The 12,631-nt window shown below is 62.3% G+C and carries 12 protein-coding genes; all 12 read left to right on the top strand.

Annotation, left to right across the window (positions count from 1 at the left end):
* Window positions 1-330 precede the first annotated feature (330 nt).
* The 12 genes from flgB (at window position 331) to ACVOLL_RS20005 (ending at window position 12,462) form a co-directional block, all read left to right on the top strand.
* Window positions 331-735: a flagellar basal body rod protein FlgB gene (gene flgB, locus ACVOLL_RS20060; protein ID WP_481514495.1), complete on the top strand. Its 405-nt coding sequence runs from the start codon at window positions 331-333 to the stop codon at window positions 733-735.
* An 11-nt stretch (window positions 736-746) separates the two neighbouring features.
* Entirely contained in the window at window positions 747-1,154 is a 408-nt protein-coding gene (gene flgC / locus ACVOLL_RS20055; RefSeq protein ID WP_481514494.1) for a flagellar basal body rod protein FlgC, read from the top strand.
* A 26-nt stretch (window positions 1,155-1,180) separates the two neighbouring features.
* A complete protein-coding gene (locus ACVOLL_RS20050) occupies window positions 1,181-1,855 on the top strand; it encodes a flagellar hook capping FlgD N-terminal domain-containing protein (protein WP_481514493.1) in 675 nt (224 codons plus the stop codon).
* 31 nt (window positions 1,856-1,886) lie between these two features.
* The gene (gene flgE / locus ACVOLL_RS20045; protein WP_481514492.1) at window positions 1,887-3,107 is read left to right on the top strand and encodes a flagellar hook protein FlgE; all 1,221 of its coding nucleotides are present in this window, start codon (window positions 1,887-1,889) and stop codon (window positions 3,105-3,107) included.
* Window positions 3,108-3,209: 102 nt separating this feature from the next.
* A complete protein-coding gene (locus tag ACVOLL_RS20040) occupies window positions 3,210-3,962 on the top strand; it encodes a flagellar basal body rod protein FlgF (RefSeq protein WP_481514491.1) in 753 nt (250 codons plus the stop codon).
* Between the two features lie 301 nt (window positions 3,963-4,263).
* The gene (gene flgG, locus ACVOLL_RS20035) at window positions 4,264-5,049 is read left to right on the top strand and encodes a flagellar basal-body rod protein FlgG (protein ID WP_481514490.1); all 786 of its coding nucleotides are present in this window, start codon (window positions 4,264-4,266) and stop codon (window positions 5,047-5,049) included.
* A gap of 22 nt (window positions 5,050-5,071) precedes the next feature.
* The gene (gene flgH / locus ACVOLL_RS20030) at window positions 5,072-5,761 is read left to right on the top strand and encodes a flagellar basal body L-ring protein FlgH (protein ID WP_481514489.1); all 690 of its coding nucleotides are present in this window, start codon (window positions 5,072-5,074) and stop codon (window positions 5,759-5,761) included.
* 26 nt (window positions 5,762-5,787) lie between these two features.
* Entirely contained in the window at window positions 5,788-6,885 is a 1,098-nt protein-coding gene (locus ACVOLL_RS20025; protein WP_481514496.1) for a flagellar basal body P-ring protein FlgI, read from the top strand.
* 1 nt (window position 6,886) lies between these two features.
* Window positions 6,887-8,077 (top strand): flagellar assembly peptidoglycan hydrolase FlgJ, encoded by a 1,191-nt coding sequence (flgJ, locus tag ACVOLL_RS20020; RefSeq protein WP_481514488.1) that lies wholly within the window; start codon window positions 6,887-6,889, stop codon window positions 8,075-8,077.
* Between the two features lie 11 nt (window positions 8,078-8,088).
* Window positions 8,089-9,966, top strand: coding sequence for a flagellar hook-associated protein FlgK (gene flgK, locus ACVOLL_RS20015; RefSeq protein ID WP_481514487.1), 1,878 nt, complete (start codon window positions 8,089-8,091; stop codon window positions 9,964-9,966).
* Entirely contained in the window at window positions 9,966-11,168 is a 1,203-nt protein-coding gene (flgL, locus tag ACVOLL_RS20010) for a flagellar hook-associated protein FlgL (RefSeq protein WP_481514486.1), read from the top strand. Before flgK ends, flgL begins: the two co-directional genes overlap by 1 nt.
* Before the next feature lie 67 nt (window positions 11,169-11,235).
* Complete coding sequence (locus ACVOLL_RS20005; protein ID WP_481514485.1) at window positions 11,236-12,462, top strand: flagellin; 1,227 nt, start codon at window positions 11,236-11,238, stop codon at window positions 12,460-12,462.
* The last annotated feature ends 169 nt before the right edge of the window (window positions 12,463-12,631 follow it).

Genomic DNA, 12,631 nt, shown 5'->3' with positions numbered 1-12,631 from the left:
TTTCTCTCTTTTTATCGGTTTTGGGTTGGGGGTTCCGGTGGGGCTTCCTGGTCGGGCGGCCGCGGGCCAGCGTTTTTTTGGTCCGGCCGCGCGTGGCCCCGGCACTACGCTCGTACCCCCTTCCTTTGGCGTAATCAAGGGAGGGTTGGGGAGGGTAGCTTTTCGCTGGCGGATGCCGCGCCGGCTTGGCGGCTTGGCGGCTTACTCCGCTCCTACAACGCCATTGACGGACTACCCCGGTAACGCCCCTGCCGAGCATGGCTCGGCACTACGTGGCTTTCTGGCACAGGTTTTGCAGCTTCCCCGGCAACGTTCCGTGGGAGGTTCCACATGGCCAACCTGTTTTCCAACTACCTAGGCATCCACGCTCAGGCGCTGCCGCTGCGTGAGCAGCGCATGAAGCTGATCGCCAGCAATCTAAGTAATGCCGACACGCCTGGCTACAAAGCCCGCGATCTCGACTTTGATGCCGCCCTGCGCAATGCCCAGGGGGCGACCAGTGGCAATGGTCTGCTGACCACCACAGCCGAGCAGCACTATGCCATCGGCGACGCCAACGGGCTCAACCCTTTCCAGATCCTGCGCGAAGGCGCCCAGCCCAGCCTAGACGGCAATACCGTCGATCCGGATACCGAGCGCGCTGCTTATGGCCGCGCCGCATTGGAATACCGCGCGTCGCTGAGCTTCGTCGAGTCCAAGGTGAAGACCATGCTCACCGCCATCACTGGCCAATAAGGAAGCGCGCCATGAGCAATCTGCCCATCTTTGATATTGCTGGTTCGGCCTTGAAGGCGCAGTCGGTGCGCATGAGCACCATCGCCTCCAACCTGTCCAACGCTGATTCGATCGCCGGCTCGCCGGAGGCGGTCTACAAGCCGCTGGAGCCAATCTTCCAGGCCGTGACCAGCCGTACGGATCCGAATCTGACCGGTGTGCAGGTCAAGGAGATCGCGCAGAGCGATGCGCCGCCGATCAAACGCTACGAGCCCAATCATCCGCTGGCCGATGGCGAGGGCTATGTGTATTCCCCCGACGTCGATCCGGTTGCACAGATGGTCAACCTCATCTCCACCTCGCGCAACTACCAGGCCGGCGTGGAAATGCTCAGTACCGCCAAGGAACTTGCCTTGGCCACGCTGACCATGGGCCGTTGAGCCCACTCCCCCAGGAATCTGCCGACATGAGTACCAGCGTTAACTCCGATCTTTATGGCTCGCTCGGGCTTAGTGCCCCGAACAAACCTACCACCACCAAGAACAAAGGCTCGCTCGACCAGGCCGATTTTCTGAAGCTGATGAGCACCCAGCTGCAGCACCAGGATCCGACCAAACCAATGGACAACAGCCAGATGGTTGCACAGATGGCGCAGCTGTCCACGGTGCAGGGCATCACCGACCTGAACACGTCGGTGAAGGGCTTCCAGCAGTCCATGGCCAGCGACCAGGTGCTGCGTGGCGCAGCGCTGGTAGGCCATGAAGTGATGGTGCCCTCCACCAAGGTTGCACTGGAGGCCGAAGGTGGCGCCAGCGGCACCGTCGCTGCGCCGTCAGCCGGCTCCGTCACTGTAGACATCACCGATGCCAATGGCCTGAAGGTCGATCAGTTGACCGTCCCGGCCAACGCTGCTGGCGAGGTCGCCTTCCAGTGGGATGGCACCAATGCCGACGGCAAGCGCATGCCGGCCGGTAGCTACACCGTCACCGCCACCCATACCGACAGCGCAGGTGCGCAGAGCAAGCTCAACACCTACGTGCAAGCGAAAGTGGAAAGCGTGACCGTGGGGTCCGATGGCCTGTATCTGAACCTCAAGGGGCTGGGCACTGCCCCGCTCGACTACGTGCTCCGCGTCAGCTGAGCCCCCTCTTCGATTTCCCAGGAGTATCGCCATGGGTTTCAACGTCTCACTGTCGGGCATCAATGCCGCCAACGCGGACCTGAGTGTCACCGCCAACAACATCGCCAACGTCAACACTACCGGCTTCAAGGAATCACGCGCCGAATTTTCCGATCTGTTCAATGCAACCAGCTACGGCCTGTCGCGCAACGCGATTGGCTCCGGCGCACGCTTGAGCAATGTTGCGCAGCAGTTCTCGCAGGGCAACATCAACCAGACCGGGCGCAGCCTGGACCTGGCGGTGGCGGGCGAAGGATTCTTCACCATGAATATGAATGGTGCACGCGTGTACTCGCGTGCCGGCAACTTCCAGACCGACAACGACGGCTATGTGGTCAACCCACAGGGCGCGCGCCTGCAGGTGTTCACGCCCAACGCCGATGGCACCCGCTTCGATGGCCAGCTGACCGATCTGCAGTTGCTCACCACCGACAGCCCGCCCAAGCAGAGTACCTTGGTCAACATGGCCTTCACCCTGCCCGGCAATGCGCCCCAGCCGACAGTAGCGCCGTTCGACCCGACTGATTCCAACACCTATAACCACTCCACCGGTGGCATTACCGTGTACGACTCGCTGGGGGTCAGCCACACCCAGACCTCGTACTTCGTGAAGACGGCAAATGCCAATGAGTGGCAGGTGCACAACTACGTTGACGGCCAGCCCGCGGGCGCGCCCTCAGTGCTGCAGTTCTCCAATGCCGGTGCCCTGACCAATCCGGCCAATGGCAACATCACTTTGGCACCGTTTACGCCAGTCACTGGCGCCGGCGTGGTCAACCTGACCTTGAATGTCTCCGGCGCTACCCAGTACGGCGAGAAATTCGCGATGCGCGATACCCGCCAGGACGGCTATGCCGCTGGCAAGCTCAATGAGATCAGCATTTCCGAGGAAGGTGTGGTGTATGCACGCTATTCCAATGGCGACGACAAGCCGCTGGGCCAGGTGGCTTTGACTACCTTCAACAACCCGCAGGGCCTGCAGAACCAAGGCAATAATCTGTGGGTGGAGACCTTCTCCTCCGGCAATCCACGTACCGGCGCGCCGGATACCTCGGACCTGGGCCAGATCCAGGCGGGCTCGCTGGAAGCCTCGACGGTGGACCTGACCGAGCAGCTGGTCAACATGATCGTCGCCCAGCGCAACTTCCAGGCCAATGCGCAGATGGTGTCAACGCAGGACCAGGTCACCCAGGCCATCATCAACATCAGGTAATGCAGGGAGCGGGGATCAGCCGGCACTGGACTGATCCCTACTCCAGCCCTGCTGCCACCTGCGATTTTCTGACTCAAATTTCAATATGCGAATTCCAGCCCCATGGACAAAGCCCTTTACGTTGCCATGACCGGTGCCCGCGCCTCGCTGCAGGCGCAGGCCACCGTGTCGCACAACCTGGCCAACTCGGATACGCCAGGCTTCAAGGAAGCCTTGGCCAATACCGAAGCGTTCCGCATCCAGGGACCTGGGTTCCCCTCGCGGGTGGATGCAGTGCACGTCGACGCCGGTTTCAACCGTCGCGTCGGTGCGCAACAGATCACCGGCAACGCGCTGGATCTTTCCCTGCAACCCGGCAGCTGGCTTGCGGTGCAATCCAGCGATGGCAGCGAGGCCTACACCCGCAGTGGCGCTTTGTCGCTGACGCCGAACGGGCAGCTGGTAACCGCGGAAGGCAATGCTGTGCTCGATGACAATGGCAACCCGGTCGCGGTGCCGCCACACCAGGCCATGGAGATCGGCCACGACGGTACCTTGTCGATCATCCCACTCGGCGAGGGTCCGCAGACGATGGCGATGATTGGCCGGCTGCGCGTGGTGGATGCACCCAACGAACGCCTGGAACGGCGCCTTGACGGACTGATGCGGAACACAGATCCACAGCAGCCCTTTGCCCAGCGTCAAGGCAAAGCGCTGGACAGCGGCATGCTGGAATCAAGCAATGTCGATGCGGCAGGCGCACTGGTGCAGATGATCCAGCTGCAGCGCCAGTTCGAAATGCAGGTAAAGGTCATCAAGCACGGCGACGAGAACGCACGCAGCGCCAACAGCTTGTTGCGGCTGAGCGGCGGCTGATAGAACAAGCACCGCGCACATGCAGTGCGCCGGCCCTCGCCTTCGGCCGGGCCTATCCTGGAAACGGTGGTTTACCCGTTTCCGGCGCGATGTCATCCATCCCCCGCTTCTCCATATCCGAACGGTACGCACGGATCCGGCGTGTGCCGATCCATACCGCAGCCCGCAGATGCGCGCTGCGATAGACCGTCGTAACGCCGATGCAATCAGCGCCGACATTTCGACGCCGGTTTTGGCACGGCCCATGCATTGACTGTGGCAAGGGCCAATCGGCCGGTATCCGTCACCAAGGAATCGCACCATGAATCAGGCATTGTGGGTCGCCAAGACCGGCTTGGATGCACAACAGACACGCATGTCGGTTGTCTCCAACAACCTGGCCAACACCAATACCACCGGATTCAAGCGCGACCGCGCCAGCTTTGAAGACCTGCTGTATCAGCAGGTACGTCAGCCCGGCGGTTCGTCCTCGGCACAGACGCAGTTGCCGACCGGTCTACAGCTGGGTACCGGTGTACGCGTGGTCGCCACGTCCAAGCACTTCGAACAGGGCAGCCAGCAACAAACCGGCCGCGCACTGGACGTGATGGCCAATGGACGTGGTTTCTTCGAAGTGATGATGCCTGATGGTACTTCGGCCTATACCCGCGACGGCAGCTTCCAGATCAATGCGCAGGGCGAGCTGGTGACCAACAGCGGTTATCCGGTACAGCCCGGCATCCAGATTCCCGAAGGTGCGCAGTCGATGACCATCGGCAGCGACGGCACCATCAGCGTGAAGATGGCCGGCGAAGCCGCATCGGTCGAAATCGGTTCCTTGACGCTTACCGACTTCATCAATCCCGCTGGCTTGCAGGCCAAGGGCGAGAACCTCTTTCTGGAAACCACCGCGTCAGGCCCTGCACAGAACGGCACACCCGGCCTCAACGGTCTGGGCACCGTCGTGCAGGGTGCGCTGGAAGGCAGCAACGTCAACGTGGTCGAAGAGCTGGTGTCGATGATCGAAACACAGCGCGCCTACGAAATGAACGCCAAGGCCATCTCCACCACCGACTCGATGCTCGGCTACCTCAACAACAACGTCTGATTGGTCGCCAAGGGATACCGTCATGAGCAGCACCCCACTCCTGCGCCAAGTTTCCATCGCCGCGTGCGCTGCCTTGATCGGCGGCTGCACCTTGGCCGGCGACGTTCGTCCTTATGCTCCGATGGCGCCGGTCCAGCCCATCGTCGTGCAGGCCGCAGCGCCAACCGCTGGCGCGATCTACGCTGCCGGCCCCGGCTTGAATCTGTATGGCGATCGGCGCGCGCGTGATGCTGGCGACCTGCTGACCATCACCTTGGTCGAAAACACCATGGCCACCACCACCACCAGCACCGCGATCAGCAAGAAATCCAGCGTTGATGTCGGAACGCCGACGTTGTTCGGCGCACCAGTCACCTTGGGTGGCAAAGACATTCTGGGCGCGTCGGCCTCCGCCGACCGTGACTTCGGCGGCAAGGGCAACAGCGCGCAAAGCAATCGCCTGCAAGGCAGCGTCACTGTCACCGTGATCCAGCGCCTGCCCAACGGCAACCTTGTGGTGCAGGGCCAGAAGAACCTGCGGTTGAACCAGGGCGATGAGCTGGTACAGATCCAAGGTGTTGTACGTGCCGCTGACATCAACCCGGACAACACCATTTCCTCCAGCAAGGTTGCCGATGCGCGCATCGCCTATGGCGGTCGCGGCGCGGTAGCACAGTCCAATGCAATGGGTTGGCTGGGCCGCTTCTTCAATTCAGCGTTTGCGCTGTTCTGAGCACTGTAATGAAGACTTTCTCTTTCATGCGTCCTTTTGCCCTGGCTGCACTGGCCCTGGCCGCCACCCTGCCCGCCCAAGCTGAGCGGATCAAGGATCTGGCCCAGGTCGGTGGCGTACGCGGCAATGCGCTGGTCGGCTACGGCCTGGTGGTTGGCCTGGATGGCAGTGGCGACCGCACCAGCCAGGCACCGTTCACAGTGCAGAGCTTGAAGAACCTGCTGGGCGAGTTGGGAGTCAATGTTCCGTCCAATGTGAATCCGCAGTTGAAGAACGTCGCAGCGGTGGCGATCCACGCCGAACTGCCGCCGTTCGCCAAGCCCGGCCAGACCATCGACATCACCGTGTCCTCGATCGGCAACGCCGTCTCGCTACGGGGTGGCGCATTGCTGATGGCACCGCTGAAGGGCATCGATGGGCAGGTGTATGCCATTGCCCAAGGCAATCTGGTGGTCGGCGGTTTTGGCGCGCAAGGCAAGGACGGCTCGCGTGTTTCGGTGAACATTCCAAGCGCTGGCCGCATTCCCAATGGCGCCACGGTTGAACGTGCGCTGCCTGATGTATTCGCTGGCGGTGGCGACATCACCTTGAACCTGCACCAGAACGATTTCACCACCGTCTCGCGGATGGTCAACGCGCTCAACGCTACCTTCGGCGAGGGTGCAGCACGTGCAGTGGATGGTGGCACGGTTTCGGTACAGACACCTACAGATCCCGGTGCGCGGATTGGCATGCTGGCGCGTATCGAGAACGTCGAGCTCTCACCGGGCACTGCGCCAGCTCGCATCGTAGTCAATTCACGCACCGGCACCGTGGTCATCGGCTCGCAGGTGCGGGTCAGTCCGGCAGCAATCTCGCATGGTTCCTTGACGGTCACCGTCAGCGAATCGACCCAGGTCAGCCAACCCAACGCGTTTGCCGGCGGCCAGACGGTTGCCACGCCGCAATCCACCATTACCGCCAGCAACGAAGGCAGCCGCATGTTCCGCTTTGACGGCGGCGCCACCCTGGACGAGATCGTCCGTGCGGTCAACGAAGTTGGCGCTGCCCCGGGCGACCTAATCGCGATCCTGGAAGCCCTCAAGCAGGCCGGCGCATTGACTGCTGACCTTGAGGTGATCTGACATGCGTATCGCCGCGCCCGCGCTGGAACTGAATCCGGCCATCGCCAATGATCCGGCGAAGATCGACAAGGTGGCACGCCAGCTGGAAGGCCAGTTCGCGCAAATGCTGGTCAAGAGCATGCGCGATGCGAGCTTCGGCGATTCGCTCTTCCCAGGCGAAAATCAGATGTTCCGCGAGATGTACGACCAGCGCATTGCGGAGGCGATGACGCGCGGTCGCGGGCTTGGGCTGTCGTCGATGATTGCGCGTCAACTTGGTGGCGCCGAAGGTGCAGCAACGGCACCGGTAGATACCAGCATCAAGCCCGCGGCTGCTGTACGCGCCTATCAGTTGGCAGCTCCTGCAGCCACCGGCCTGCCGCTGGGTGCCCCGGCGGGCGACGTAGATCCGCTGTCATCGCTGAACCTCAATGACCAATCCACCTATATGGCGCCACAGGCGCAGGTGCTTGACCTAATTGCTGGCCGTGACAGCAGTAGCTTCCATGCTTCCTTGAACAACACCGCCCCGTACCAGGACACCTCGCCGGCCGCACTGTCCACCGACTGGGCGATGAGCAATGACCGCTGGAGCAAGGTGTCGGCTGCGGAGCGCGGCGATGCGGTTGATAACGCTACTGCCAATGTCGCTGCCGACAAACTTGGCAAGCATACGCCGGAAGGTTTCGTCGCCAGCATCTGGCCGCATGCCGAGCGTGCCGCGCGCGAGCTCGGCGTTGATCCGCGCGCACTGGTCGCCCAGGCAGCGCTGGAAACCGGCTGGGGCAAGCGCCACATCAAGCGCGACAACGGTGACAGCAGCCACAACCTGTTCGGCATCAAGGCCAATGGTTGGAGCGGCGAACGCGCCACCACCGGCACCCACGAATACGTCAACGGCCAGCGCCGCAATGAGGTCGCCAGCTTCCGTGCCTATGGTTCCATGGCAGAGAGCTTTGGCGACTACGTCCGCATGCTGAAGACCAGCCCGCGCTACCAGGCCGCACTCAGCGCCGGCAGCGATGTACGCAGCTTTGCCCAAGGGCTGCAGCGCGCCGGCTACGCCACCGATCCCTCGTACGCGGCCAAGATCGCCGCTATCGCCGCTGGCCCGACCATCCAACGCGCTGTCGCCGCCATTGGCGACGCCAGCGCCGGTCTAAGCCAGACCTTTGCCAGTAACGCCGGTGCTACCGGCATCACCCGTCGTTGAGATAGCCGTCCATGTCTAATGTTCTTTCCACTGGCACCAGCGCACTGATCGCCTTCCAACGGGCGTTGGCCACGGTCAGTCACAACGTCGCCAACATCAAGACTGACGGCTATAGCCGGCAGAAGGTGGATTTCGCTACTCGCGATCCCAGCGATGTTGGCTACGGTGACGTCGGCAATGGCACCAAGATCACCGACATCCGTCGTGTTGCCGATCAACTGGCGATCTCACGCTTGTTGGACAGCAACGGCGAGCTGGCGCGACTGCAACAGCTCTCCGGCATGGCTGATCGGGTCGATGCTCTGTTCTCCGACGCTGCCACCAATGTTACTGGTGTGTGGTCAAATTTCTTTGACGCCGTCAACGGGCTGGCGTCCAACGCCTCTGGCGCAGCCGATCGCCGCGATGTATTGGACAACGCCAGCACCCTGGTCAACCGCTACAAACAACTCAACGCCAATCTTGATGGTCTGAACAGCGAGGTCAACAACGGCTTGATCGCTGCTGCCACCGAGGTAAACCGGCTTGCGTCGGAGATCGCCCAGATCAACGGTGCCATCGGCAGCAACGCCGCCGCAGCCGCGCCGGACCTGCTGGACCGTCGCGACCAGCTGATCTCAAAGTTGGTCGGCTATACCGGCGGCACAGCGGTGATCCAGGACGGCGGCGTCATGAATGTCTATTCGGCGGGCGGCCAGGCGCTGGTTGTTGGCACAACCGCCTCGCAGATCACCACCGCTGCTGATCCGTATCAGCCCGAGCGCCTGCGTCTTGCAATCAAGACTCAGGGCATGACCGTGACCCTGGACAGCAAGGCGCTGGGCGGCCAGATCGGCGGTCTGCTCGAGTTCCGCGAAACCGTACTGACCCCAGCGCAAGCCGAGCTGGGCCGGATCGCGGTGGGCATGGCGCAGTCGTTCAACCAGGCCCACGCCGAAGGCATGGACCTGTATGGCGACATGGGTGGCAAGTTCTTCAATCTCGGCACACCGAAGATATCCGGGCATAGCGGCAACACCGGCAGCGCCACGTTCACCACCAGCTATGGCGACCTGGGCGCGCTGGATGGGCAGAACCTGCTACTGAAGTTCGACGGCAGCACCTGGCAAGCCAGCCGCGCCGATACCGGCGTGGCGGTACCGATGACCGGCACCGGCACTGCTGCCGATCCGTTCGTGGTCAATGGTGTGCAATTCGTGGTGGGTGGCACCCCCGCCACCAACGATCGCTTCCTGCTTCAGCCGACGACTGGGGCAACCAACGACCTGTCGGTGGCGATCACCGATCCCTCGCGCATTGCCGCCGCCAACCCAGTCAAGGGTAGCGCCGTGTTGGGCAATACCGGCACCGGTGTACTTGGCAAGCTGGAGGTACTGAATGCAGGCAACCCCGCACTGCTCAATCCAGCGGTGATCACATTCACCGATGCCAACAACTACACCATCGACGGCACTGGTCCCTACCCCTACACGCCTGGTCAGACCATCAGCGCCAACGGCTGGAGCGTGGTCCTTGACGGCAAACCTGCTGCGGGCGACCGCTTCGATATCGGCAAGACCGCTGCTGGCTCCAGCGACAGCGGCAACGCTTTGCGTCTTGCCGATGTCGAGGACGCCAAGGCATTCAACGGCGGCACCGTCACCTTGAATGGCGCGTTGGGTGGGCTGACCACGCAGATCGGCTCCGCCGCGCGTGCTGCCGACTACTCGCTGCAGGCGCAGCAGGTAATCAACGACAACGCCAAGGCATCACGGGATTCGATCTCCGGTGTGAACCTTGATGAGGAAGCAGCGGACATGCTCCGGCTACAGCAGGCCTACCAAGCTGCATCGCAGCTGATTTCCACTGCCGACACGATGTTCCAGACGATCTTGAAGGCGGTGGGCTGATGAGTAACCGTATCTCCAGCAACATGATGTACGACCAGTCGGTCTCGCTGATGTTGGCCAAGCAGAGCAAGATGAATCATCTTGAGCAGCAACTGGCAACCGGCAAGAAGATCGTCACTGCCAAAGATGATCCGGTCGCCTCCGGTACTGCTGTCGGCTTGGACCGCGTTCTTGCCAAGCTGCAACAACTCGGCAAGAACGCCAACACTGCCCAGAACCGACTAGGCATGCAGGAGAATGCGCTGGCCCAAGCCGGAGAGTTGCTGGCACGGGTATCGGAGCTGAGCGTGCAGGCCAACAACGCTGCGCTGTCTGCCGAGGACCGCAAGACAGTCTCTGCAGAGCTGAAGTCGATCAAGGACCAGATGCTGGCGTTGGCCAATACCACCGACGGCAATGGCCGCTACGTATTTGGCGGTACTGCCGATGGCACTGCACCGTTCACCCTTGCCAATGGCACGGTCACCTATCACGGCGATCAGATCCAGCGCCAGGTCGAAGTTGCACCGGGTACCTTCGTCAAGGACGCACAGCCCGGCAGCGAGGTCTTCCTGCGTATCCGCACCGGCGATGGCACGGTGGATGCAGCTGCGGTTGCTGGCAACACCGGCAAGGCTGTGCTCACCGATATCAGCCGCGATGGCTCGGGCAACTGGAACGGTGACAGCTACACGCTGCGCTTCACAGCAGCGGATACCTATGAAGTGGTGGATGCCAGCAACGCAGTGGTTGGCACCGGCACCTATAAGGCCGGTGAGGACATTGTCTTCCAGGGTCTGCGTGTGGGTATTGACGGTACGCCGGCAGCAGGCGATGCGTTCACAGCCGGTCAGGCCGGCACGCGCGACGTGTTCAGCACCATCGATCAGCTGGTGCAGACGCTGCAGATGGATACCTCCACCGAAGCCGGCCGTACCGCTCAACAGAACGCGCTGCAGGCAAGCATCCGTGATGTTGCCCGCGCATCGGGCAGCCTGATTGATGCACGCGCCGCTGGCGGCGCACAACTCAAATCAATCGACGATGCGGCATCGCTGCGAGAAGCCAGCAGCATCACCTTGAAAAGTTCACTGTCGCAGTTGCGCGACCTCAACTACGCCGAGGCCATCGGGCAGTACCAGCTCGAAGGCGCGGCCTTGCAGGCGGCACAGACCATCTTCACCCAGATGCAGTCGATGTCGCTGTTCAACATGATCCGCTGATTCCGTAATCCGCAGCTCTTCCGCTTCCTCATACGCACCACGTCACCGAACACAACGGAGAAGTCCCATGGCACAAGTCATCAACACCAACATCATGTCGCTGAACGCTCAGCGCAACTTGAACACCAGCGGCAGCAGCCTGGCGACGTCCATCCAGCGCCTGTCCTCGGGCCTGCGCATCAACAGCGCCAAGGACGATGCCGCCGGCCTGGCCATCTCCGAGCGTTTCAGCACCCAGATCCGCGGCCTAGATGTGGCTGTACGCAACGCCAACGATGGCATCTCGCTGGCCCAGACCGCTGAAGGCGCAATGGTCGAGATCGGCAACAACCTGCAGCGCATCCGTGAGCTGGCAGTGCAGTCGTCCAACGCCACCAACTCGGCCAGCGATCGTGAAGCGCTGAACGCCGAAGTCGACCAGCTGCTTTCGGAAATCGACCGCGTTGCCAACCAGACCGGCTTCAATGGCACCAAACTGCTGGACGGCAGCTTCACTGGTGCGCTGTTCCAGGTTGGTGCCAACTCCGGCCAGACCATCGGTATCAATGCGATCGTCGACGCCAATATCGACACCCTGGGTAAAGCCGGCTTTGCCGATGACGTGAGCGGCACCGGCATTGCTGGCACCCCGGCCACCGCTTCGGGCTCGATCAGCGGCATTACCGTCAGCGTCACCCCGGCCGGCGCCGCCGCAGCTACCCAAATCAAGCTGGACGACATCAAGATCGAAGTTGGCGACGACGCTGCCGCCGTGCAGAAAAAGGTAGCGCAGGCGTTCAACAACAAGCTGGACCAGACCGGCATGTACGCAAGCATCGAAGGCGGCGCGTTGAAGCTGACCTCGGTCAAGGCTGGCCAGGACTTTGGCGGCGTCACCAATGGCACCTTGGCCGGCGGCACCGGCATCACCGTATCGCTGGCCGCTGACCTGGGCGCCACCACCGCTGCGGCCGGCGTGGCTGCAAACGGCGGCGGCATTCGCCACATGGAAGATCTGGACGTCTCGAGCTTCTCCGGCTCGCAGCGTGCAATCGAGATCGTCGACAAGGCACTGACCGCGGTCAGCAGCTCGCGTGCGGAAATGGGTGCGATCCAGAACCGCTTCACCTCCACCATCGCCAACCTGGCGACTACCTCGGAAAACCTCTCGGCCTCCCGCAGCCGTATCCGCGATGCGGACTACGCCAAGGAAACCGCCGAAATGACCCGCACCCAGATCCTGCAGCAGGCCGGTACGGCCATGCTGGCCCAGGCCAACCAGGTGCCGCAGAACGTGCTCAGCCTGCTGAAGTAAACGAACTCCACCCGTTCAATTAAGAACCCCGGCTTGCCGGGGTTTTTTTTTCTGATTTTTGTGGGAGCGGCGGGGGCCGGGCGCCGCGGGGGCCGCGGATAAAGTAGGGGCCCCCCGCGTCCGGGGGGTGGCCCACACCGCGCGCCGCGCCGCGCCCCCCCAGAACCAC

The sequence above is a fragment of the Stenotrophomonas sp. STEN035 genome (assembly GCF_056759935.1).
The sequence above is the reverse complement of the archived record's forward strand: the minus strand, read 5'-3'. Positions and strand labels throughout refer to the sequence as shown.

What these genes read in the sequence shown, in the direction of transcription:
- flgL (WP_481514486.1), top strand. Translation starts at nt 9,966, where the DNA reads ATGAGTAACCGTATCTCCAGCAACATGATGTACGACCAGTCGGTCTCG.
- flgC (WP_481514494.1), top strand. Translation starts at nt 747, where the DNA reads ATGAGCAATCTGCCCATCTTTGATATTGCTGGTTCGGCCTTGAAGGCG.
- flgG (WP_481514490.1), top strand. Translation starts at nt 4,264, where the DNA reads ATGAATCAGGCATTGTGGGTCGCCAAGACCGGCTTGGATGCACAACAG.
- flgJ (WP_481514488.1), top strand. Translation starts at nt 6,887, where the DNA reads ATGCGTATCGCCGCGCCCGCGCTGGAACTGAATCCGGCCATCGCCAAT.
- flgK (WP_481514487.1), top strand. Translation starts at nt 8,089, where the DNA reads ATGTCTAATGTTCTTTCCACTGGCACCAGCGCACTGATCGCCTTCCAA.
- flgH (WP_481514489.1), top strand. Translation starts at nt 5,072, where the DNA reads ATGAGCAGCACCCCACTCCTGCGCCAAGTTTCCATCGCCGCGTGCGCT.
- ACVOLL_RS20005 (WP_481514485.1), top strand. Translation starts at nt 11,236, where the DNA reads ATGGCACAAGTCATCAACACCAACATCATGTCGCTGAACGCTCAGCGC.
- flgE (WP_481514492.1), top strand. Translation starts at nt 1,887, where the DNA reads ATGGGTTTCAACGTCTCACTGTCGGGCATCAATGCCGCCAACGCGGAC.
- ACVOLL_RS20025 (WP_481514496.1), top strand. Translation starts at nt 5,788, where the DNA reads ATGCGTCCTTTTGCCCTGGCTGCACTGGCCCTGGCCGCCACCCTGCCC.
- ACVOLL_RS20050 (WP_481514493.1), top strand. Translation starts at nt 1,181, where the DNA reads ATGAGTACCAGCGTTAACTCCGATCTTTATGGCTCGCTCGGGCTTAGT.
- flgB (WP_481514495.1), top strand. Translation starts at nt 331, where the DNA reads ATGGCCAACCTGTTTTCCAACTACCTAGGCATCCACGCTCAGGCGCTG.
- ACVOLL_RS20040 (WP_481514491.1), top strand. Translation starts at nt 3,210, where the DNA reads ATGGACAAAGCCCTTTACGTTGCCATGACCGGTGCCCGCGCCTCGCTG.